The organism is Saccharopolyspora terrae (assembly GCF_004348435.1).
Classification (GTDB): Bacteria; Actinomycetota; Actinomycetes; order Mycobacteriales; family Pseudonocardiaceae; genus Saccharopolyspora; species Saccharopolyspora endophytica.
Window position 1 is genome coordinate 1 of the sequence record NZ_SMKS01000088.1, and the last position, 22,151, is coordinate 22,151.

Here is a 22,151-nt window from a genome sequence, read left to right on the forward strand (position 1 = left end):
GCCCCACCACGACCACCGCGCCACCGGGGCTCAGCCCAGCCCCCTCCACGGCTCGTCGCTCCTGCTCGGAGTTGCCCTTCACCATGAGCGCGCCACCGAGTCGGCCGACCAACCCGCGGGGATGGCCGAAACCGCGATCGAACACCCACGTCATCAGTCCCGCCATACCGAGAAGCACACCACTCGCGAGCCCCGGACGCATCGGGGACGAACCCCGAACCCGCCGCGGACCGATCAGCCGACGTCGAGGCAGACATCCTGCTGACCTGCAAGAACGGAGAACCAACCGCCGTCGCAGGATCCGAGGTTCACCGGCTACACGTCCGCGAACCAGCGGCGGTCGAGGAGCGCAGCGTGGTGCCCGGTCCCGTTGCGGACGTCGTAGGCGCGGGCCCGCTCGTAGGCCTCGGCACGCCGCCGCTCGCCGCGGGCCCGGTCGCCGCGCAGCAGGTGGAACCGCGCCACGGCGGCGACGTCCTCGACCGCGTCCAGGGAGGTGGTGTCGATGTTCTCCTCGGCCGCGGCGACGATCTCCCGCGCACCCGGCGAGTCGTCGCCGGAGTTCTCCGGCGCGCCGTCCGCCGCGCGCACCACCGCCCACGACGCGCACCGCTCGGCGACCGCGTCGAGCTCCTGCCCGTCGATGGCCGCCGTCAACGCCTGCCACGCGTCGTCGTGCTTGCCGCACACCGCGAGGTAGCCCGCGCGGTCGACCCTGATGTTCATGACGCGGTGCGGTGGGCCCACCATCCCGGGCACGCGCAGATCGAGCTCGCGCAACGCTTCTCCGGCGTCGAACGTCCCGATGATGGCGCTCATCAGCCCGATGGTCATCGTCTTCTCCGGCGCCCACCAGTTCGAGCCGTCGGCGAGCCACCTGTCCATCCAGTCCTCGGCGGCGTCCCGCTCACCCGTGTGCGCGTGCCAGTACGCGCGCGCCACCGCGAGTTCGGCCGCGCCGTGGCCGGTTGACCGGGTCTCCTGCTCGAGCTGGTTCAGGAATCCTTCGACGGTCGCTCGCGGCACCGCCGGATCGTCGAGCATCACGGACAGCGGTTGGAACACCATCGAGGACATCGACTCGGTCGCGTTCTCGGGAATCTCGTGCCTGCGCTGCTTCAGCAGCTCCATGGTGGGCACGAACAGCCGGAAGCCCTCGGCGTGCGCACCGCGCTGGAACACCGAGAACAGCTGGAACATCCGCGCCAGCACCATGTGCAGGGCGGAGTCGAGCTTCGCCGCGTCGGCGTACAGCGCGTCGAGGATCTTCTCCTGCTCGATCCCCGGCTCCATCGCCGCCGCCGCGAGGTAGTTGTCGTTCACCCGCTCCAGCTCGGCGATCTCGTCGTCGCTGAGCCGCTCGAGGTACTCGTCGAACGCGTTCATGACCTGCCCTTCGATGCGCCCGTACCGGTGGCCGCGGTGACGAGCGTGCTGAGGCTGTCCCCCAGCAGCAGGTGATCATCATCGGTCAGCGTCTGACCGGTGTGCAGGCGTCCCAGCACGTACAGCGCCCGCACCGCGTGCGCGGCGACGTCGTCCGACAGCGCACCGTCGAGGGCCCGTACCGCGGGCGAGGCCACGTTGAGCACGAGGCGCGGGCCCGCGGGCTCCCAGGGTGCCGCGATTCCGCCGAGAACCGACCCCCAGCCGCTGCTCCCCGCCGCCTCCGGGTGCCATTCGTCGTCCGCACCGAGTTCGAGCGCGGCCACGGACTCCACGCCGAGATCGACGACCTGCGCCCGATGACCGGGCAGCACACCGGCCACGAGCCCCTCGATCGACGCGGCCAGCCGCCGGTCGCTCGCGGGCGCGGCGGCGTCGACGAACGTCTCCAGGTCGAGGTGCCGCACCGCCACGTCCACATCGGACTGGTCCAGCCTGGCCAGCAACTGCGGTTCGTGGACGTGGGAGGCGTCGATCAGGACCAGGTCGTGGTGCCGGGCGAGTGGGGCGAGCGCCCGGAACTGCCCGGGGGACAGCACCGGGTGCACCACGCGCGCGGGCGGCTCCGCGTCCGTGCCCGCGACCAGTTGCCGCAGCGTCCGCTCACCCCGGGACGTGCCGAAGCGGAGGTGGTCGTACATGAACGCGAACATCGACGGGTCGGTGAGCGCCATCGCCCGCAACCCCACGGCGTGCGCCCCGACGAAGAGCCGGAAGGTGTCGGCGTGCGAGCGGGCCAGTTCCTCGACGTGCCGCTGGATCTGCTCCCCGACGGCCGCTGCCGCCTCGCGGGTCAGGCTCGTCTCCTGCAGCGACTCCCGCGACGCGGTCAACGGCAGCGTCCCGGCGTCGACGATCAGGCGGGCGAAGTACGCCCAGTCCGGCGCGAGCTGGGTGTTGTCGTCCGCCACGAGCATCCCGCGGCTGTGGACGACGTCCCCGCCGCGGCGCGCCGAGGAGGTCTCCTCCGGTGTCACGAACGCGACGCCCCGCACGCCCAGCAGCGGCACGTCGATCCGCACCGTGGTGAGCGGGTCGAAGCCGAAGGTCTCGGCGCACAGCTGCGCCCGGGTCTCCGCGTCGAGGGCTTCCGGTGGTGTCGCGGTGCTCACGCGTGCCGGGACACCCGCGGTGTCGACGACGTCGATCGGTGTGTCGAGGTACCGGGCGAACTCCCGCGCCACCCGCGTCAGACGCCGCGAATTCGCCCACGCCCGCTCCTCGGGCCGCGGCCGGACGATGACCCGCGATCCCGGACGGCTCAACGGTTCCGGCGCCGTCGTGATCTCGTACGTGCCGTCGCTCGAGCCGACCCAGCGCACCGTCGGGGCGTCCTCGGTGCGCGCGCTGCGCGAGACCACCTCGACGGTGTCGGCGATCAGGAAGCACGAGAGCAGCCCGATGCCGAACCGACCGAGGAAGTCCTCCTGAACCCGTTCCAGGTCGGCGCGCTTGGACGACGCACCGATCGTCGCCAGCAGCGCCCGCATCTCGCCCGCGTCGAGCCCGATCCCGTTGTCCTCGACGACGATCGCCTCGTCCTCGACGGTCACCCGGATCAGGCCGCGGGGAGGGGAATCCGCCGCTGCGCCGTCCCCGGCGCGCGCCACGATCGCGTCGCGCGCGTTCTGCAACAGCTCCCGCAGGAACACGCGCGGACTGGAATACAGGTGCTGCGAGAGGATTTCCACGACACCGCGCAGATCAACCTGGAACAGCTCGGTTCTAGCGCCTTCACCGGGACCCACCTGGTTCACGCCGCCAAGCGTAGATGTCCCTCACCGCGCTCGGGTGCGGTTCACAACAACAGCGGCCACCCGGGATTCGGGGCAACTACGAGGAGATGACCAACACCGCGGTCACCAGCATCGGCGCAACGTGGCAGCCTTCGCTCACATCACCAGGACGCGAAGGTCCGTGCCGCGCACGAGGAAAAACACGTCCTCCGCCGCAGGCGGGGAACAAGGTTCCGGGAACCTGGGCCGGTGGAAACGGACTCGGCTCAAACCGGAGGGGAACGGTGCTGCAGCAGACGGCGGCCGGTTGCGCGCCCGGCGGTGGGCAGCGTCGTCGCGGCGACCAGCGCGCTGCTGGGCAGGTCGGTTCGGCCGGCCTCAACCGCACCGCAGGAGCGAGTGCGGGAGCTGTGCCGACGAACCGCGGTCCCCGAGCCCGCACACGAGATGCGGGCCGGGAAGGAGAACTCAGCGGAGTCTCAGGCCACGCGCACGACGTCGGCCTGCGGGCCCTTGGGGCCCTGGCTGACGTCGTAGGTCACCTGCTGGTCCTCTTCGAGGGTGCGGAATCCGGCCGCGTCAATGGCCGAGTAGTGCACGAACACGTCCGGGCCGCCCTCGTTCGGGGCGATGAAGCCGAAGCCCTTCTCCGAGTTGAACCACTTCACGGTTCCGTTGATCATGACTGTCTCCTTCAGGAGCTGGGGTATGACGGGCAACCACACCGCGCGGAGGCCCGGGCCGGGGGATCTCAGACGGCGGCTAACTCCAGCTACGACCAAAGAAAGAAGCTCGCCCGCATCAACATCCTGCGAGCATGCGCACAACACGAACCCAGAAGTACAACGACCACCACTCACCCTACACGCGGATCCGACGCGCCGTCGCTCCCCCGAGGACACGCCAGTTCACCGGCTCCACGCGCTGCGGCTTCCGCTCAGTTCAACAGGAGATCGTTTCTCGACGGCGTGCGCCCGTGACATCAGCGGAGGATCAACTTCTCCCAAGCGGCTCCCCAAACAGCGAGAGCCCCAATCGATGGATTTCCATCAATTGGGGCTCTCGCCTGGAAATTGCAATGGTGCGCGATACTGGGATTGAACCAGTGACCTCTACCGTGTCAAGGTAGCGCTCTCCCACTGAGCTAATCGCGCGAGGCGGAGGCGGGAATCGAACCCGCGTACAGGGCTTTGCAGGCCCTTGCCTAAGCCACTCGGCCACTCCGCCGGACTCCGCATCCACACCGAAGCCGGCTGGAACGCCAGAGAACCAGAGCGGATGACGGGACTCGAACCCGCGACCCTCACCTTGGCAAGGTGATGCGCTACCAGCTGCGCTACATCCGCCTGCTGCGACATCTCGGCCCGGTGTCCCGGGCCTGTCCGCCGCGTTGCAATGAACTCTAGACCACGCCCAAGATCGGGATCAAAGGGGGGTCCCCGCTCCGCCTGGTCGCAACCGGGCAGAGCGCTTCTGACCTGATCAGCCCATGTCGAAGGGCAGCAGGCGGGTGAGCGCGTCGTCGACGTCGACCCACAGGTTCTCGTTGCCCGGGACCACCACGTCGTAGGTGCGGTCCAGGAAGTCGGCGAGCTCCTGAGCCGAAGCCTCGAACACGGCGTGACCGGACGGCGAGCTCAGCTCGATGGCGACGACCTCCGGGTCGTCGACCGCCGGGCGGATCGTCACGTCGCCCTCACCGGCGTGCGCGATCAGGCCGTCGGCCAGCAGATCGCGGGCGAAGACCCATTCGACCCATCCAGCGCGGCCGGTGCGGAACGCGGCCACCACGGCGTACGGGTCCTGGGTGTCGTAGCGGAGTTCGACCTGGACCGGCACTGCGGGCGCTTGCGGAGCCAGCAGATCGAACACGGCCGTAGAACGGAGTGTCACGTGATCATTACGCATTGTCCTCCCCTTCCTGCTCCCTCCCGGTCCGTTTATCGACCGAGCAACACAGTTGTGACGCCTCATCGGGCAGATTTACTCGCGACTCCCGCATAGATCACCCGGTCGGGCCATGCCCGAATTCGCTGGGCGACCAAGCGAGTGCACTCCGTGGTCGAAATCCCGGGTTCGGGGTGGTCGCCGGTTCCGGCCGATCCCCTTCCGATCGGACGGGCCCGTCGCCCACGCCGGAGACTCGATCCGTCGCGAACTCTCCCGATCAGAGCGGCCGGCCCAAGGGACCCGCCTCGCCCAGTGACCCACCGTCGTTACGTTCTGTAACTAGGTCAACTGTGTCCGAGCCCGGTCTGCAGATCGGTCGCTCACGCCCGGTGAATACCGCCTCCGCGTACCGGCTGACCACCGGGTTCACGCTTCGTCGGGTTCGCCTGACGTGACTCAAGAATAAGCGACGAAGAGCCTTCGCATTTTCCCGAAAATGCCTTGGATGAGACGTCCACCACGAGATGTCACCGGTTCGGGCTAATGGTTCTCACCGCGTCGGTTACAGCGCACGCACGGCACCGAACGCGCGGTCGAGAGGCGGCTCACAGTGTGACCAGGATCGAAGGCTCGCCACAGGGTCCAAGGACCCGGCTTCCGACGAACCGGACAATGATCCCAATCACAATTCAGTCACAGCATCCGGCGGCGAGCACCCGTCTGTCCGCTTGACAGCAAACCGCTGTTCACCGGGCCCGGGAACAATGGTCGGTTACCGACTCGTCGGCGCTGTGACCCACTGCACCACGGGTGGCCCACTGCGACCGTATCCTGAGCGAGCGAGTCCGACGAACAGCCTTTAGGTGGAGAGCCCTGAACGATCACACCGAGCCGGAAGCCCGACAGACCGGTGCGGCACCGGGCGACCACGAGCACCCCAAGCACCCGCGCCTGCACGCGCTGCGTGAGCGCCTGCGCGCTTACCGCGCGTACGTCCGCCGCCGCCGGACCCTGAACATCACCTACCGCGTCGTGCTCGGCGTATTCGGCACAGCGGTCCTCATCGCAGGACTCCTGATGATCCCCTACCCGGGGCCGGGATGGCTGGTGGTCTTCGCCGGCCTCGGCATCCTCGCCACCGAGTTCCACTGGGCGCACCGGGTCAACATGTTCGCCAAGCGGCACTACCACCGGTGGGTCCACTGGCTGGGCCGCCAGAACCTGGCCACCAAGCTCACGATCATGGCCGCCACCGGCCTGGTGGTCGTGGTGACGCTGTGGCTGCTGGGCATGTTCGGCACCATCGGCGGCTGGCTCGGCCTGCGCTGGACGTGGTTGGCCTCCCCCCTGTTCGGCCCCTAGAAACGATCGTGTATTGTCCTTCTCGTCGCCGGGAACGGCGAACGAACAACAGAACAAGGGCGATTAGCTCAGGGGGAGAGCGCTTCGTTCACACCGAAGAGGTCACTGGTTCGATCCCAGTATCGCCCACAGAACAAAGACCCTGGTCAGAACTCCAATCGGAGAAATGACCAGGGTCTTCTTCATTCCCCGACCCGGTTGCGCGAATCCATTTCGCCTTCTCGGATGGGGTTCGCGGAATCCGATCTCACCGCAGGAATTGCGGGGTCTAGCGCGCGGTGGCGGCCGTTCTCACTGCGCGCAGCATCAGTCGGACCACGGCGACGTGGCCGCCCGAGGCGATCAGTGCAGCGCGGTAGGCGTGCCCGGTCAGGCCGTGGAAGTTCGCGTACGAGCGTGCGACGAGCACCGTTGATCCGCCCTGCTCTGGCGCAGCGGTGAGCTCGAAGCGGAGCAGATAGGTCGCGAACCGGTGCCGCCCCGCGAGATCCAGTCGGTGGTGGGGCTCTTCGGCCGTCACGGCGAAGCCGTTCGGCGGGTTCGCGCCGAGGATCCACGCGAGGGGCTTCCCCCTGCGGAGGATCTTCTCCGACTGCTCCAGCACGGCCTGCCAAACCCGGTCCCGGGACGCATGGATCAGGACGTGGTGATCGTCGAGGTGCGCGGGCTCCTGCGTCATGCACCGAGTATCGCGCGAAGCCTCCCGCGAACACGGGCACTTCGGTCTGAACTGCCGGGGCAGAACGAACACCGATCATGGACGGTTCGGACCAGACCTGTCCTCTGGGGACGATCGCCGCACCGGAAAAACGCGAATGTGTCGGGGTTTTCGAGTTCTGCGGGCGAAGGCGATCACCTTTCGCGTGGTTGTTGATCGGGAAGCCGCGGGCATACGAATGCGCAAGCGGTCGGACGCCACCTGCGCTGCAACTCTGCGCTCATGAATGCTACGGATCTTTCGGGCGTCCCGACCGAGAAGCGACCGGAACCCACGCAGCGAAATCGTCTGGAGTGGTGGGCCGCCGGTTCCGGGGCCGCGGCCGGTGCGGGTCTGATCCTGCTCGCGCACCGGGCGCTGGCCGACGACGCCTGGATCACCCTCACCTACGTCCGCAACCTCGCCGAGCACGGGCACTGGGGCCTGCTGCTCGACCAGACCTCCAACACGCAGACCTCACCGCTGAACGCCTGGCTGCTGACCGCGCTCTTCTGGGCGGTCAGGAGCCCCGCGGTCGCGGTCGGGGTGCTGCTGGCGGTCACCCTCGCGATCACCGGCTGGTGGTCGGCGCGGCTGGCGCGGCGGATCGGGGCTTCCGCTGCGATGCCGTTCGCGGTGGTGGCGCTGCTCGTGACCACACCGCTGGTGGTGTCCACGATCGGGCTGGAGACCTACCTCGGGATCGCGGTGCTGGTCGGAGTAGGGTACCACGCCCTCGCGGGCCGGTCGTGGGCGACCGGAGCGCTGTGGGGTCTGGCGGTGCTGTGCCGCCCCGATCTCGTGGTGCCCGCGGGTGTGCTCGTCGTGGTGCTGCTCCGGCGGGGCAGGGTTCGAGCGGCCGCGATCGGGGCGCTGCTCGCCCTGCTGTGGCACGTGTGGTCGTGGTTGCGCCTCGGCGGTTTCATCCCGGACACCACGTTCATCAAGGTGTCCGAGCCCGGTTCGCCCACGATGCTCACCGCTCCCCTCGAACTCTTCTGGCGCTACTACCCGGTGAGCACCGCGCTCACCGCCATCACGGTCGGAGCCGGGCTCTGCGGCGGGATCTGGGCTTGGCGCCACCGCCGATCGACCTGGGCGCGGGTGGCGCTGGCGTTCCTGCTCGCGGGGTGGGCGCACTGGGCGGCCTTGCTGAGCATCGACGCGTATCCGCAAGCCTGGTACTTCGCGCCCCTGGTGGCCTGTTCCGCGATGACCGCGTCGATCGTCATCGCCGAGGTCGGTGGCGTGCTCTGCTGCGCGGGAACCGCGCTGCTCGCCGCGTTCTCCCTCGTCTCCGCCGGCCCGGCGCCGTGGGCGGCGATGCCGCTGGTGTTCAACATGGCGCGCAGCGACCAGTACCTGGCGATCGGGGCTGAGATTCCCGCGCTCACCGGAGGGAATCGGGTTCGCGGACCCGGCGAGATCGAAGCGCTCGCCTACGGTTCGGGCGGTCTGGTCGTCGACCACTTCGGAGACCGGGGGCTGATCAAGCCCCTGCTCGACCAGCGCCGCGAGCGGTCCGGGCTCGTGGGCGAGGACCTGCTGCGGCTGAACTGGCTGCACCAGCGGAACGCGAGCCCGCCGCGCCTCGACTACGAACTCCACTTCGCGTCGATCCTCCCGGACCCGCCCGGCCGGCACATCAAGACCTGGCCGATCGACCTGCCCGCCCGAGGCCAGGACGAGCTCGTACTGGTCGAGCGCTAGGACGCTCCGTCTCGGAGAGCTCTTCTCGCGTCGCCATTTCCGATGATTGTGCGCATTCCGCGGGACGGCTCTCCCTATGATGCGGCGAGAAACGCCGCAGGCGGAGGAGATTCCCGGTGAGTGACGACGAAGACCAGACCAATCCCTGGCATTGGTACGAGTACGAGGTCGGACTGGCCGGTGAGATCGCGCGCGCGTGCGTTCACGCCCTGACCTCGTTCCTGATCGGCCTGGGATGCGCCTTCGCGCTGATCATGGGGGTGGGCTTGCTCGCCGAGGAGGACCTGCTCGATGATCCCGGCCTCGAGGAGGTCATCGACCACCTCAGCCGCATGAGCATGGGCGTGCTGCTGGCGTTCGTGCTGGTCGCGTGCGCAGCTGGCGCGGTGGCGAGCTTCCTGCGGGAGTCGACCACGTCGAAGGCGATCGTCAACGCGGCTGCGCGGGGCGCGTCCCGCTACGCCGTTCCTTCGCCCGACCAGGTTCGGTCCGTCACCGGAAAACCCGCGGAGGCACTCGCCTTCTTCGGCTGGGGGAACGCGGTCCTGGCCGGCTTGCTGGGGGTGATCGGGCTGATCGTGGTGCTGGCTGAAGGAGACGACGCCGAGAGCGCGCTGATCTTCTCGTTCATCACCGGCTACGCCTTGCTCATGGCCTTCGTCGGTTATGCCAGCACCCACCTGCTCACCCCGGCCCACGAACGTCGCCATGCCCGGGTCGCCGCGCAGTGGAGTTCGAACGACGAAGGACACGCCTGGAAGCAGGTGAGAGAAGCGCGTCGCGACGGTGCGAGCAAGAAGACTCCGCCCAGGCCGTCGATCGCGAAGCGGTGCCTCTACGGTGCCGCGGGTCTCTGGCTCGGGGGTGTCCTCGCGCTGCAGCTGTCGGTGTTGACGCGATGCGCGGGCAGCCCTGGGGGCGGGAAGTACGAGTGCGAGGAGACCACCTACTCCTCGCCGGTCGAGGCCCTGATCGCCGGGGGCATCTGGATCTTCGCGGTGCTGATCACCTCGGGCATGCTGCTCGCGGCCATCGGCGTGCTGTTCGACTGGAAGCAGCGCAGTTCCGAACGCGCCGAGCTGCGCACGAGGTTGGCCGACCCGAGCTCCGACCGCCCGGCCGAGGACCTGCTGGCCCACCACTCGCAGCGGCAGACGCATCCGCTGGCGCGCGTCGGTGCGACGATGTCCGGTGCGGGCCTGGTGTTCAGCACGTCCTCCTACCTGATCGGCAAGGGTCTGGGCTTGGGCTCGGAGGACGTCTTCGCCGCCTACCGCACCGAATCTCTCGTCGCGATGGTCGTTTCGGCGGTCATGTTCGTCGCGGCGCTGATCGGCACCGGCATCGTCAACGTGCGCGGTCGCGAACTCCGCAACGCCCTCATGGAGCGCTGGCCCTCTCCCCCGGCCTGGGAGGCCGATGGCGACGGGAAGGTGCAGCGCGCCAAGCGCGGTCCCGCACTGCACGGCTCGCGCGAGGTCAAGGTCGGCAAGAACAAGACCTCGGGTCCGCGGTGAGGCCTTTCCCCGGACGGCGCTGACTCAGCGCCCGCTGAGCAGGCAGAACTCGTTGCCCTCGGGGTCGGCGAGGACCACCCAGCTGACGTCGGGCGATTGGCCGACGTCCACGCGGCGGGCGCCGAGGGATTCCAGCCGTCGCAATTCGTCGGCGGTGGAGCGGTCCTCGGCGCGGAGGTCGAGGTGCAGGCGGTTCTTGGTGGTCTTGGGCTCGGGCACCTCGAAGACGTCGATGCGCGGCCACGCGCCGTCGGCGGGGCCGATCGTGATGCCGTCCTCCTCCTGGTCGACGACGTGCCAACCGAGCACGTCGCACCAGAAGGCGGCCACCTTCTCGGTGTCGCGGGCATCGATGGCGACAGCGGCCAGTCGGCTGGACATGCGCCGAGTATGACCAGCGAACTCCGGGATCGCACTCGAATTCCGTTGCGGCCGGCGCCCGCAGGGTCGAATGATGTCGGGCATGGACGAGATCGCGATCCGGCCCGCCGGCCCCGGTGATGTGGTGTTCCTCGAGGACATGCTGGTGGAGGCGGCGAACACGCCCAGCCATCCGGGTCGGAGCCGCGCTGAGACGCTCGCCGAACCGGCCGTCGCGCACTACGTCGAGGGATGGCCGCGCGCAACCGATCTGGGAATGGTGGCCGAGCGCTCCGCCCGCCCGATCGGGGCCGCGTGGCTGCGGTACTTCGACGAGACCGCGCCCGCCTACGGTTTCGTCGGACCGGACGTCCCGGAGCTGGCGATCGGTGTCGATGCCGCGAGCCGCGGCGGCGGAGTCGGCCGAAAGCTGCTGCGAGCGCTGTTCGACACCGCGAGAGCGCGGGGCATCGCCCGGATCAGCCTCAGCGTCGAACGCGCGAACCCGGCCGCGCGGATCTACGTGGCCGAGGGTTTCACCGTCGTGGATCGCCGCGAGCACGCCGACACCATGCTGCTGAGGCTCTGATCGGCCTGCGGAGAGCAGCGTGCTCTACTCCGATCAACCGGCCGGCCAGAGGAGATCAAGTGCGAAATGCCCCGCACTTCCCGCACTTCGCGGCGTTCGGTCAGGTCGCGTAGTTGTCCGTGGCGTTGATCAGGGCGTCGAGGATTCCTGGTTCGTCGTAGGCGTGACCGGCGTCGGGGATGATCCGCAGGTCGGCTTGCGGCCAGGCTTCGGCGAGTTCGAAGGCGGTGAACGGCGGGGTGATGACGTCGTAGCGGCCTTGGACGATGGTGCCCGGGATGCCGTGCAGGCGGTGGGCGTTGGCGAGGAGCTGGCCTTCGGCCAGCCAGGCGCCGTGCACGAAGTAGTGGGTTTCGATGCGGGCGAAGGCCGCGGCGAACGCCGGGTCGCCGAAGTTCTCGACGAGTTCCGGGCGCGGCAGCAGGCCGATCAGCTGCGCCTCCCAGCGGCTCCAGGCGATGGCGGCGCGTTCGCGGACCTCGTCGTCGGGGTCGTGCAGCATCCGGTGGTAGGCGCGCAGCACGTCGTCCCGCTCGGATTCGGGCACCACCGCGAGCAGGCCCGCCCAGCGGTCGGGGAACAGGTTGGCGGCGCCGCCCGCGTAGAGCCAGTCGAGCTCGGACCGGCGGCAGGTGAACACGCCGCGGAGCACCAGTTCGGTGACGCGCTCGGGGTGGGTCTCGGCGTAGGTCAGCGCCAGGGTGCTGCCCCACGAACCGCCCAGGACCAGCCAGGACTCGATGCCGAGGTGCTCGCGGAGGCGCTCGATGTCGGCGACCAGGTGCCAGGTGGTGTTGCTGCTCAAGTCGGCGCCGAGGACTCCGGCGTCGGGCGTGCTGCGACCGCATCCGCGCTGGTCGAACAGCACGATCCGGTAGGCGTCGGGGTCGAAGAGGCCGCGGTGGGCCGGCGAGCAGCCGCCGCCCGGACCGCCGTGCAGGAACACCGCGGGCTTCCCGTCCGGGTTGCCGCTCTCCTCCCAGTGGACGAGGTTGCCGTCGCCGACGTCGAGGTGGCCTGAGGCGTGAGGTTCCCGCTGCGGGTGGAGATCGCGCATGAACGCCATCGTGCCCCAGCGGTCGGCGGCGCGGGAATGATTTTCGCGGTGCGGGGGCGTGCTGGCTGGAACTTCCTGGAGGACAGGACGCCGACGCCCTCACGCCGTGCCGTATCGCGCCCGCATCATCAGCACCGCTTCGTCGACGACGCGGCTCATCGAGGATTCGTCGGGTGACCAGTCGATCAGCAGCATGCGGGGCCAGAAGACGTAGTTGGAGATCATGCCGAGGAACTGGGTCGCGGCCAGCTCCGGATCGTCGATCTCCGCGGTGCCTACCCGGTTCTCGGCTCCGAGGTAGCGGCGGACGGACTCGAAGTAGGGCATCTTGCCGCGTTCGAAGTGGGCTTCGCCGAGCTCGGGGAAGCGCGGCAGTTCGGCGATCACGATCCGGAACAGGCCCGCCATGCCCGGCCGCGTGAGCAGGTCGACGTAGCGACGGCCGATGGCCGTGAGCCCCGCGATCAGGTCTCCGGTCGGCGGCTCCTGTTCGTCCTCGGCTCCTCGCCAGGCCTCCGCGACGATCACGTCGAACAGCGCCGCCTTGGTCGGGAACTGCTTGAACAGCGTCGCCCTCGACACCCCTGCGTTCTCCGCGACCTTGGCCAGCGAGGTACCGGCGTAACCGGAGTCGAGGAAGAGCTCGGTCGCCGCCTCGACGATGGCGCTCCTCTTCTGCTCGGCGACGCGCCGGTGGTACGGCGAGGGCTCGGTGGTCATGCGGACATCCTAGGCGAGGTGAGCCACTTGACTCACCTCTCCGGAGGCTCGTACCTTCGATGGCGAGGCGAGTCACTCGACTCACCACTCGGGAACGAGGAGATCATGGGACGTTTCGACAACCAGACCGTGCTGGTCACCGGCGGCACCGGCGGGCAGGGAGCGAGCCACGTTCGCGCCTACCACCGCGAGGGCGCGAACGTGGTGATCGCCGCGACCTCCGAGGATCGCGGACGGGCGCTCGCCGCTGAGCTGGGAGAGCGCGCGCTCTTCGTCCGGACGGACGTCACGGACGAAGAGGACTGGCGGCAGGCGGTCGCCGAGGCCGAGGGGCGTTTCGGTCCGATCGGCATCCTGGTCAACAACGCCGGCGTGCAGAACCCCGCGATGCCGATCGAATCGCTCGATCGCGCGCTCTGGGACCGCGTTCTGGGGATCAACCTGACCGGGTCGTACCTGGGGATCAAGACCACCACCCCGTCGCTGCGCCGCAACGGTGGTGGCGTCATCGTCAACATCGCCTCCACGATGGGCCACGCGGGCACGCCGATGTACGCGCCGTACGTGGCGAGCAAGTGGGCTCTGCGGGGACTGACGAGGACCGCCGCCCTGGAACTCGGTCGCGACGGGATCCGGGTGAACTCGATCCACCCGGGCGTCATCTCGACGCCGCTGATCAACGAACCGATCGACGGCCGACCGCCGATCGCGGACTTCTACTCCCCCGCGCCGTTCGCGGTCCCGCGCACGGGCGAGCCGTCCGACATCACGTCACTGCTGCTCCACGTGACGTCGGCTGACGCGTCGTTCATCACGGGCTCGGAGTTCGTCGCCGACGGCGGACTGCTGCTGGGACCGGCGTTGCCACCGGACGCCGCCGCGGCGTGAGGGAACGAGCCGGTTCGCGCGAAGATCCTCGCGCCCGGGTGACGGACGGCTGAGACCGCCCGGAGTCCGTCAGAGGCGACGGACTCCTTCCAGAACCGCTTCCAGGAGTTGGCGGTTGGGGCGCTGGGCTTGACGGGACGCCTTGTCCGTGACGAGGTCACCGCGGTCGATCAGGTCCGACACCAGGACCTTGGCGACCACGATGGGCGTGTCCAGATGCGCGGCGACCTCGGCGATGGACATCGGGCGCACGCACAGGCGCAGGATCTCCTCGTGCTCAACGGAAATTCCGCTGCGATCGGCACCGCTCCACGACGTCAGCAGCTGCGTGGCTACGTCGAGTTCCGGTCGTGCCGGGCGGGTGCGACCGTGCACCATGGCATACGGTCGCACCAGCGGCCCGGACTCCTCGTCCAGCCAGAGCTGGCCGTCTTCAGACATGGCCGTGCCTTCACTGCTGGCGCAGCTGCGACACGGCATCCACCCTCGGGGCCGAGCTCAGGTACTCGCCGACACGGATCACCATCAGGTTCATCTCGTAGGCGATCATGCCCACGTCCGCGTTCTCGTCACCGAGCAGCGCCATGCACGCGCCGGCACCCGCCGCAGTGACGAACAGGAACGCGGTGTCCAGTTCCACCACGGTCTGCCGGACGCCACCGCCGCCGAAGTGCCTGCCGGTCTCCTTGGCCAGGCTCTGCAACGCGGAGGCCATGGCCGCCAGGTGGTCGGCGTCTTGCGGGGTCAGTCCCTCGGACCTCGCCAGCAGCAGCCCATCACCGGAGAGCACCACCCCGTCGCGGGCGCCCACGACCCGGTTGACCAGGTCGTCCAACAACCAGTTCAGGTCATCGTCAGAACCGATCTGTTCGCTCATTCCTGCGCTGCTCCTCGAATCGTCGGGTCAAGCTCGGTCGCGGCCGCCAGCCCGGCGCGCATCCAGGGTTCCGCGTTGGAACGCCGACATGGTGCCACGGGTCCGCTCCGGCTGGAGCGCCGCAGTGTCCTGCGCAACTCCGCCGTCGGGTTCGTCGCGCAACTGCGGGGCCAGGTTCTGCTGGCGGTCGCGGCGCGGCAACTTCGGCCGTTCGGCGTCGGGATCGTCCGACGGGAAGCGCGGTTCGAAATCGGCGACGGGCTCCTCGATCGCGGCCACCGGAGCGGTCCGCGCCTCGCGGACCACCGACTGCCCGGTGGCGCGTTCTCGGGCCTTCTCGGCCAGCTGCGACATGCTCTGCTTGTCGCCCTGCGCCGCCTCTTCGGCGACGATGTGCAGGGGCAGCAGCACGAACGCCACCGTGCCCTGCTCCTCGGCCTCGCGGAGGTCGACCTCGATGCCCCGGCGGGCCGCCAGGCGAGCGACCACGAACAACCCGAGCCGGGAGTCCCCGCGACGCGTGATGTCCTCGAAGCGCGGCGTGGTGGCCATCAGGACGTTGGCCTCGTCGCGGTCGGCGGGGCGCATGCCCAGGCCCTCGTCCTCGATCTGGATCAGCACGCCGCGCGGCGTGTCGCTGCTGTAGACCTGGACCTGCGACCGCGGCGGCGAGTAGGACGTGGCGTTGTCCATCAGCTCGGCGAGCAGGTGGATCACGTCACCGACCGCGGCGCCGACCAGCGAGATCTCCGGCGCGGCGTGCACCCGGATCCGGTAGTAGTGCTCGGTTTCGGCGACCGCGGAGCGGATCACGTCGATCAGGCGCACCGGCTTGCGCCACTGCCTGCCCGGCTTCTCACCCGCGAGGATGATCAGGTTCTCGGCGTTGCGCCGGGACCGGGTCGCGAGGTGGTCGAGCTGGAAGAGGCCTTCCAGCCGTTCCGGGTGCTCCTCGCTGCGCTCCATCTTGTCCAGGGTCTTGAGCTGGCGGTGCACCAGGCCCTGGTTGCGGTGCGCAATGCCGAGGAAGACCTTGTTGGCGCCTTCCTTGGCCTGGTTCTCCTTCACCGCGGCGACGACCGCGGTGTGGTGGGCGGTGTTGAACGCGTCGGCGACCTGGCCGATCTCGTCGGCGCCGTAGTTCAGCGGGGTCAGCTCGGCTTCGATGTCGAGCTCTTCGCCGTGCTCGAGCCGCTCCATCACGTTGGGAAGCCGCTCAGTGGCCAGCAGCAGGGTGTCGTCGCGCAGCCTCTCCAGGCGCCGGACGAGCACCCGGTTGACCAGCACTCGCGCGTTGCGGGCGGCCAGCAGGATGCCGAGCAGCATCGCGGCGAGCGCGACGAGGCTGCCGACGATCACGCCGATGAGGTGCCCGCTGGCGTTGCTGACGGCCATCAGCGCGCCGGAGCGGACCTGCTCGACGGCGACGGCCGCGAGGTCGCTGGCGACCTGAGCGGTGCTCTGCCGCCAGGCGGCCTCGTCGACGGCGAAGCGGCCGGGGCGCTGCGGCGGGTGCCCGATGAGCTTGTCCTCCAGCTCGGCGACGCGCGCCCAGGCAGGACCTGACTGAAGCCGCTCGGCGATGTCTCCCGCGCGCGGCTCGGCGGCGGGAACCTCGGCTGCCAGCGTGTTGCGGTAGGAGCCGACGAGCTGGGCGAACTCGAGGTGTGCGTCCGTGCTGAACTCGCCGTCGGCGAGCGCCGTGGTCCCGATCGAGGCCGCGCGCGACATCTGGTCGGCGGCGCGGAACAGCTCGGTGCCCACGTGCCCGGCGTGGCCGCTCTCGGTGTCGGCGACGGTCTCGGTGTAGGACTCGAACACGTCGAGCCCGGCGTCGAGGACCTGGTTGTAGTAGTCCAGGGCCTCGGTGCCGCCGGCCTGACCGGATTCGGCGCGCTGCCGCTGCTTGGGCAGCTGGGCGAGCAGCCCGTCCAGCGCCTTGATCTTGCCCGCGATCTCCGGGGAGGCGGATTCGCCCGCGACCCGCAGCGTGCGGCGCATCTCGGCGACGGTGCGGTCGGTCTTGGGGCGCTGAGCCGCCAGGGCGGCCGGATCGGCCTCTCGGCCGCTGAGCTGGTCGACGACGAGCCGCCGCTCCTCCTGCAGGGACGCGAAGGCGTCGGCCGTGGGCAGCGCCGCGTCGCGGATCTCGGTGGCGACCACGCGGGAGTGGAAGCCCTGGTAGATCGGCACCGCCGAGAACGCCAGCCAGATGGCCAGCAGGATGATGCTGGGTGCCAGCCCGACGCGGGTCAGGCGGGCCCGGATCGTCTTGTGCTCACTACCCGAACTGCTCCGCGTCACAACGCCTCGTAACCGTCGAACCGGTCGCGGTTCGGCGCACGTTCGCCAGAATCGCGACTCAACTCAGCAGGGCTCCGCGACCGGGGATGCGGCGCGGAATTCGGCATCAGCATGGGGCACGCGAGTCTGAAACTCACTGCTCGTGACCAAGCCGATACCACTGTCAGCGTCGAACATCGTTCGCCCGACAGGATGAATGAACCTTAGCACAGGGTGATCTTGGGCCCGGATGAACGATCTCTTGCTCAATCCCGAAAATCGGGTGACCGAGGAGAATGCCGACATTTCGCTCCGCGGATTCTGGAATCGACGCATCCGAACGCGCAGGATGGCGACATGACCAACGACGTGGCGATCATCGGCGGCGGGATCGTGGGCCTGGCCACGGCGCACGCGCTCATCGAGCAGCAGCCCGACCGCCGGATCACGGTGCTGGACAAGGAACGTCACTGGGGCGCGCACCAGACCGGGCACAACTCCGGCGTCATCCACAGTGGACTCTACTACCCCCCGGGCAGCGCGAAGGCGCGGTTCGCGCGGGCCGGCGGTGAAGCGATGTACCGCTTCTGCACCGACCACGGAATCCCCGTGCGGCGCACCGGGAAAGTGGTGGTCGCCACCTCGATCGATCAACTGCCCCGACTCGCCGAGCTGCAACGGCGCGGCACCGCCAACGGCGTGCAGGTCAGCGAACTCGACCAGATCGGACTGCGCGAACGCGAACCCCACGTGCGCGGGGTGCGGGCGCTGCACGTCCCGGACGCGGGCATCACCGACTTCGCGGCGGTCAGCGAGAAGCTCGCCGAACTCCTCGCCGAGCGCGGCGTGGACCTGCGACCCGCCACCGAGCTGCTCGGAGTCCGCCGCGACGGCTCCGACCTGGTCCTGCTCACCGACCGGGGTGAGATCCGCACCCGCCGGGCGGTCAACTGCGCGGGACTGCACAGCGACGCCGTCGCCGAGCTCGCCGGGACCACGCCGCCCGCCCGCGTCCTGCCGTTCCGCGGCGAGTACTACGAGACCACGTCCTTCAGCCGCGACCTGGTCAACTCGCTGGTCTACCCGGTTCCCGACCCCGCGTTCCCGTTCCTGGGCGTGCACCTGACCCGCATGATCGACGGCAGCCTGCACGTGGGACCGAACGCGGTTCCGGCGCTCTCGCGCGAGGGCTACCGCTGGGGCGCGATCTCGCCGTCCCACCTGCAGCGCCTGGTCACCGACCCGGGACTGCGGGTGCTGGCCAAGAAGTACTGGCGCACCGGAGCGACCGAGATCGCCCGCTCCGCCCTGAAACCCCTGTTCCTGCGGGCCGCCCGCACCCTGCTGCCCGACCTGCGCGGCCACCACCTGCTGCGCGCCGAGGCCGGCGTGCGCGCCCAGGCCGTCACCCCCGACGGCACCCTCGTCGACGACTTCCTGGTGGTGGAGGACGAGAACTGGGTCCACGTCCTCAACGCCCCCTCCCCCGCCGCGACGGCGTCCCTGCTGATCGGCAAGGACATCGCCGCCCGGCTGCGATCCCGGGAGTGAGCGCGGTCAGTCCCGGGTCTGGGTGAGGTCCTCGAGGTATTCCTGCAAGGTCTTGCCGAGGAGATAGGTGTCGGCGGGGGCGACCATGGTGAAGGTGTCGTCCGGCGATTCCGGGATGACCGCCGAGCGGCCGGTGGTCGAGTGCCGGATCTCGATGCCGTGGCGCCAGCGCTGGACCTCGCCGCCCTGGTCCCGGTAGGCGACCGACAGCCGGGCGTCGGTGTCATCGGCGCGGGCCAGCAGGTCGGCCACGGCGCGGGCGTCGTCGGTGGGGACCTCGCGCTGCTTGAGCTCGTAGGCGAGCCAGTCCGCGGCCTGGTCCCGCTCGGCGGCCTCCGCCCTCGCTTCGGCGAGTTCGCGCGTGGGGACCGTGACCTCGCAGCCCTCGGCGGGTTCGCGCTTGGGCAGGCACGCGACGAGCGCGGGCCAGGGAGCGTCCGGGCGGACGACCTCGGCGGTCACCTCCTCGCCGCGCACCCGGACCCGCACTCCCCCGCCGTCGCCGACCGCGACGACCGCGCGCAGCTCGGGTTCGTCGGGGACGCGCACCTCGGCCAGGCCGAAGACCGACGCGCGCGCCAGCGTGCTCGCCACCTCCCGCCACTGCTCGGACACGTCACCGGGTTCCGGTGCGACGCCCAGGAATTCGGCCACCTCGTCGGTCACGTCGCTCAGCAGCGCGGCTAACTCGCGCAGTCCGCACCGCACCGCCTCAGTCCTCCTCCGGCTGCGCGACGCGGCGGACGATGCCGGCCAGCGCGCTGCTGACGATGGACACGATCAGCGCGCCCCAGAAGGCCGCCCAGAAGCCGTCGACGTGGAACGGCAGGCCGAGCTCGCCCGCGAGGTAGCTGGTCAGCCAGAACAGCAGGCCGTTGACGACCAGCCCGAACAGCCCCAGCGTCAGGACGTAGAGCAGGCAGCCGAGCGTTTTGGCGATCGGCTTGAGCACCAGGTTGACCAGGCCGAAGATCACCGAGACGGCCAGCAGCGTCAGAACCTTCGTGGTGGTGTCCTCGCCGGAGAGGTCGATCCCCGGCAGCGCGGTGGTGATCCAGACCGCGACCATCGTGATCAAGATGTGCAACAGCAGCCCCACGGCGCCTCCCTAGTCGATCTACCGGAAACGCTACCGCCGAACGCGCGCTCCGGTCAGTCGAACAGCGTCCCCACGAGGTCGAGGGCGTCGGCGCGGGTGCGGGTGCGCGCTTCCAGGAACCGGTAGACCAGGCCCTGGCGCAGGCCCCACGGGCAGATCTCCAGCTCCGGGAGCTCCAGCGACTCCATGATCACTTCGGCGACGATCGCTCCGGCCAGGATGCGCCTGCCCCTGCTGCGGGAAACGCCGGGCAGCTTGGCGCGCTCCTCGTGGTCGAGCTCGGCGAGCCGGGGAACCCACCGCGACAGGTGCTTGAGGCGCAGCCGGTGCGGTCGGCGGGCCACCTCGTCCAGCGAGCTCTCGGTGAGCACCGCGAGCTGCCGCAGCACCTTCGACAGCGCCAGCGGGTGACCGCCCTCCACCCGGCGCAGGGCTTTCGGGATCGTGGCGTGCAGCTCGTGGCGCAGATCGGCGAGCTGCGCGGGCGTCGGCGGGTCGTCGGGCAGGAACTGCCTGGTCAACCGAGCGGCCCCGTGCTGGAGCGAGACGACCACGTCGGGGTCGGTGCCCGTTCCCGTCGCGACGTCGACGGTGCCGCCTCCGATGTCCACCGTGGTCATCGCCCGCCCGCTGCGGCCGTGCCAGCGGCGGGCAGCGTGGTAGGCGACGGCGGCCTCGTCTCGCGGGGTGAGCACGCCGATGCGCACGCCGGCCGCCTCGCCGAGTCGCTTGCGCAGCCGAGCGCCGTTGCTCGCGTCGCGCACCGCCGAGGTCCCGTAGGCGATCAGCGCCTCGGTCGGCTTGTCGGACGCGGCGCTCACGCAGTGCCGCACAGCGCGTTCGGCGTCGGCGATGCCCTCCTCGGTGACCCGGCCGTCGGGCAGGGTGTGCTCGGCGAGCCGGGTGCGGGACTTGACGCTCCAGGTGGCGCGGGGCATCCGCGGGCTGGCGAGGTCGACGATGTCCAGACGGGCCGCGGCGGAGCCGATGTCGAGCATGGCGAGTCTCATGACGAAGTCACAGCCTTGATGAACGACATGCCAACAGCATGTGCACGGCAGACGTCGCGCGGCCAAATCGCCGCGTCGCTTTGCGAGGTGCATCACATGACGCGAGGGTGCGGGCGGACTCCCCGCCGGGACGTACTCGGCGGTAACCTCGCCTGCAGACCTCGGCGGTGTCGCCGCGACCCGCCGCCGCCGGACCCGGAAGGAACGGCCGATGCGCATCGGGATGCCGCTGAACTACAGCGGAGGCTTCAAGGAAACCGTCGACGACCTGGCGACCTACGAGAAGGCCGGGCTGGACATCGTCTACGTCCCGGAGGCTTACTCCTTCGACGCGGTCAGCCAGATGGGCTTCATCGCGGCCAAGACCGAGCGGCTGGAGATCGCCTCCGGCATCCTCCAGATCTACACCCGCACGCCCACTCTGACGGCGATGACCGCGGCCGGCATGGACTTCGTCTCCGACGGACGGTTCACCCTGGGCATCGGCGCCTCGGGACCGCAGGTCATCGAGGGCTTCCACGGCGTGCCGTACCACGCACCGCTGGGCCGGACCCGGGAGATCGTCGACATCTGCCGACAGGTGTGGCGCCGGGAGAAGGTGGAGCACAGCGGCAAGCACTACAACATCCCGCTGCCCGCCGAGCAGGGCACGGGCCTGGGCAAGCCGCTGAAGCTGATCAACCACCCGGTGCGCGAGCGGATCCCGATCCTCATCGCCGCGATCGGCCCGAAGAACGTCGAGATGGTCGCCGAGATCGCCGAGGGCTGGGAGCCGATCTTCTTCCTGCCCGAGCGCGCCGGTGACGTCTGGGGCGAGCCGCTGGCCGCGGGCACGGCCAAGCGCGACGCCTCGCTCCCGCCGCTGGACGTCGTCGCGCAGGCGCCGCTGGCCATCGGCGAAGGCCTGGAGGACCTGGTCGACTTCGTGCGCCCGATGGTCGCCCTCTACGTGGGCGGCATGGGAGCCAAGGGCAAGAACTTCTACAACAACCTCGCCCGCCGCTACGGCTACGAGGCCGAAGCCGAGGAGATCCAGAACCTCTACCTCGACGGCAAGAAGGACGAGGCCGCCGCGGCCGTGCCGCGCGACCTGCTGGAGAAGATCTCGCTCATCGGCACCGAGTCGCACGTCAAGGAGCGGCTGGCGGCGATGAAGGAAGCCGGCGTCACCACCCTCAACGTCACGCCCTTCGCCGGCGACGCCCCGGGCCGCGCCAAGCTCATCGAGCAGGTCAAGAGCCTCGCCGAGGACATCTGACCCACGACGCGAACGGGGCCCGAGGTGACCAACGCGCCACCCCGGGCCCCGTTCGCGTCGTGGGTCAGATGTCCTCGGCGAGGCTCTTGACCTGCTCGATG

At 69.6% G+C, this 22,151-nt stretch carries 21 protein-coding genes and 4 tRNA genes; 8 read left to right on the forward strand and 17 right to left on the reverse strand.

The window, feature by feature from the left end; translation table 11 throughout:
- Positions 1–315 precede the first annotated feature (315 nt).
- From E1181_RS28565 to E1181_RS28595, 7 genes are all read right to left on the reverse strand, one after another.
- Positions 316–1,386, reverse strand: a complete 1,071-nt coding sequence (locus E1181_RS28565) for a hypothetical protein (protein ID WP_132679522.1) — start codon at positions 1,384–1,386, stop codon at positions 316–318.
- Entirely contained in the window at positions 1,383–3,203 is a 1,821-nt protein-coding gene (locus E1181_RS28570; RefSeq protein ID WP_132679523.1) for an HSP90 family protein, read from the reverse strand. The genes E1181_RS28565 and E1181_RS28570 overlap by 4 nt, the downstream gene beginning before the upstream one ends.
- Positions 3,204–3,661: 458 nt before the next feature.
- Complete coding sequence (locus E1181_RS28575; RefSeq protein WP_132679524.1) at positions 3,662–3,865, reverse strand: cold-shock protein; 204 nt, start codon at positions 3,863–3,865, stop codon at positions 3,662–3,664.
- 396 nt (positions 3,866–4,261) lie between these two features.
- A tRNA-Val gene (locus E1181_RS28580) sits at positions 4,262–4,336 on the reverse strand.
- 1 nt (position 4,337) lies between these two features.
- A tRNA-Cys gene (locus E1181_RS28585) sits at positions 4,338–4,409 on the reverse strand.
- Between the two features lie 46 nt (positions 4,410–4,455).
- Positions 4,456–4,528 (reverse strand) — tRNA-Gly (locus E1181_RS28590).
- A gap of 136 nt (positions 4,529–4,664) precedes the next feature.
- Complete coding sequence (locus E1181_RS28595; protein ID WP_093412952.1) at positions 4,665–5,090, reverse strand: SsgA family sporulation/cell division regulator; 426 nt, start codon at positions 5,088–5,090, stop codon at positions 4,665–4,667.
- Between the two features lie 954 nt (positions 5,091–6,044).
- On the opposite strand from E1181_RS28595, the gene E1181_RS28600 reads away from it, so the two are divergent.
- Entirely contained in the window at positions 6,045–6,434 is a 390-nt protein-coding gene (locus E1181_RS28600; RefSeq protein WP_268952514.1) for a TIGR02611 family protein, read from the forward strand.
- A gap of 57 nt (positions 6,435–6,491) precedes the next feature.
- A tRNA-Val gene (locus tag E1181_RS28605) sits at positions 6,492–6,563 on the forward strand.
- Between the two features lie 139 nt (positions 6,564–6,702).
- Here the strand turns inward: E1181_RS28605 and E1181_RS28610 are convergent.
- Positions 6,703–7,113, reverse strand: a complete 411-nt coding sequence (locus tag E1181_RS28610; RefSeq protein WP_132679525.1) for a hypothetical protein — start codon at positions 7,111–7,113, stop codon at positions 6,703–6,705.
- A gap of 261 nt (positions 7,114–7,374) precedes the next feature.
- On the opposite strand from E1181_RS28610, the gene E1181_RS28615 reads away from it, so the two are divergent.
- Positions 7,375–8,841 (forward strand): hypothetical protein, encoded by a 1,467-nt coding sequence (locus E1181_RS28615; protein ID WP_132679526.1) that lies wholly within the window; start codon positions 7,375–7,377, stop codon positions 8,839–8,841.
- Positions 8,842–8,957: 116 nt separating this feature from the next.
- Entirely contained in the window at positions 8,958–10,358 is a 1,401-nt protein-coding gene (locus E1181_RS28620; RefSeq protein WP_132679527.1) for a hypothetical protein, read from the forward strand.
- 24 nt (positions 10,359–10,382) lie between these two features.
- On the opposite strand, the gene E1181_RS28625 is transcribed toward E1181_RS28620, so the two are convergent.
- Positions 10,383–10,739 carry a VOC family protein gene (locus tag E1181_RS28625; protein WP_132679528.1) on the reverse strand — a complete coding sequence of 119 codons (357 nt, stop codon included), beginning with the start codon at positions 10,737–10,739 and terminating at the stop codon, positions 10,383–10,385.
- 82 nt (positions 10,740–10,821) lie between these two features.
- Between E1181_RS28625 and E1181_RS28630 the strand changes: the two genes are divergently transcribed.
- Positions 10,822–11,307, forward strand: a complete 486-nt coding sequence (locus tag E1181_RS28630) for a GNAT family N-acetyltransferase (RefSeq protein WP_132679529.1) — start codon at positions 10,822–10,824, stop codon at positions 11,305–11,307.
- 100 nt (positions 11,308–11,407) lie between these two features.
- On the opposite strand, the gene pip is transcribed toward E1181_RS28630, so the two are convergent.
- Both pip and E1181_RS28640 read right to left on the reverse strand, forming a co-directional pair.
- Positions 11,408–12,364 (reverse strand): prolyl aminopeptidase, encoded by a 957-nt coding sequence (gene pip, locus E1181_RS28635; protein WP_132679530.1) that lies wholly within the window; start codon positions 12,362–12,364, stop codon positions 11,408–11,410.
- Between the two features lie 99 nt (positions 12,365–12,463).
- Positions 12,464–13,084 (reverse strand): TetR/AcrR family transcriptional regulator, encoded by a 621-nt coding sequence (locus E1181_RS28640; RefSeq protein WP_132679531.1) that lies wholly within the window; start codon positions 13,082–13,084, stop codon positions 12,464–12,466.
- 105 nt (positions 13,085–13,189) lie between these two features.
- Here E1181_RS28640 and E1181_RS28645 point away from each other — a divergent pair, with 105 nt between their 5' ends.
- On the forward strand, positions 13,190–13,972 hold the full coding sequence (locus E1181_RS28645; protein WP_132679532.1) for an SDR family NAD(P)-dependent oxidoreductase: 783 nt from the start codon (positions 13,190–13,192) through the stop codon (positions 13,970–13,972).
- Positions 13,973–14,041: 69 nt separating this feature from the next.
- Here E1181_RS28645 and E1181_RS28650 read toward each other — a convergent pair whose 3' ends face one another.
- Genes E1181_RS28650 through E1181_RS28660 form a run of 3 tightly spaced genes read right to left on the reverse strand, consistent with a single transcriptional unit; the run spans position 14,042 to position 17,153 of the window.
- On the reverse strand, positions 14,042–14,413 hold the full coding sequence (locus E1181_RS28650; RefSeq protein WP_132679533.1) for a DUF742 domain-containing protein: 372 nt from the start codon (positions 14,411–14,413) through the stop codon (positions 14,042–14,044).
- Between the two features lie 10 nt (positions 14,414–14,423).
- The gene (locus E1181_RS28655) at positions 14,424–14,849 is read right to left on the reverse strand and encodes a roadblock/LC7 domain-containing protein (RefSeq protein ID WP_132623067.1); all 426 of its coding nucleotides are present in this window, start codon (positions 14,847–14,849) and stop codon (positions 14,424–14,426) included.
- Positions 14,850–14,876: 27 nt separating this feature from the next.
- Positions 14,877–17,153 (reverse strand): sensor histidine kinase, encoded by a 2,277-nt coding sequence (locus E1181_RS28660; RefSeq protein ID WP_235877121.1) that lies wholly within the window; start codon positions 17,151–17,153, stop codon positions 14,877–14,879.
- A 336-nt stretch (positions 17,154–17,489) separates the two neighbouring features.
- Between E1181_RS28660 and lhgO the strand changes: the two genes are divergently transcribed.
- Positions 17,490–18,683 carry an L-2-hydroxyglutarate oxidase gene (lhgO, locus tag E1181_RS28665; protein ID WP_132679534.1) on the forward strand — a complete coding sequence of 398 codons (1,194 nt, stop codon included), beginning with the start codon at positions 17,490–17,492 and terminating at the stop codon, positions 18,681–18,683.
- A gap of 6 nt (positions 18,684–18,689) precedes the next feature.
- Here the strand turns inward: lhgO and E1181_RS28670 are convergent, their stop codons facing one another.
- Genes E1181_RS28670 through E1181_RS28680 form a run of 3 tightly spaced genes read right to left on the reverse strand, consistent with a single transcriptional unit; the run spans position 18,690 to position 20,792 of the window.
- Entirely contained in the window at positions 18,690–19,391 is a 702-nt protein-coding gene (locus tag E1181_RS28670; protein WP_132679535.1) for an ESX secretion-associated protein EspG, read from the reverse strand.
- A 4-nt stretch (positions 19,392–19,395) separates the two neighbouring features.
- Positions 19,396–19,782 (reverse strand): phage holin family protein, encoded by a 387-nt coding sequence (locus E1181_RS28675; protein ID WP_132679536.1) that lies wholly within the window; start codon positions 19,780–19,782, stop codon positions 19,396–19,398.
- Positions 19,783–19,835: 53 nt separating this feature from the next.
- Complete coding sequence (locus tag E1181_RS28680; RefSeq protein WP_132679537.1) at positions 19,836–20,792, reverse strand: Ppx/GppA phosphatase family protein; 957 nt, start codon at positions 20,790–20,792, stop codon at positions 19,836–19,838.
- 211 nt (positions 20,793–21,003) lie between these two features.
- Between E1181_RS28680 and E1181_RS28685 the strand changes: the two genes are divergently transcribed.
- Positions 21,004–22,050, forward strand: a complete 1,047-nt coding sequence (locus tag E1181_RS28685) for an LLM class F420-dependent oxidoreductase (RefSeq protein ID WP_132679538.1) — start codon at positions 21,004–21,006, stop codon at positions 22,048–22,050.
- Positions 22,051–22,151: the final 101 nt, after the last annotated feature.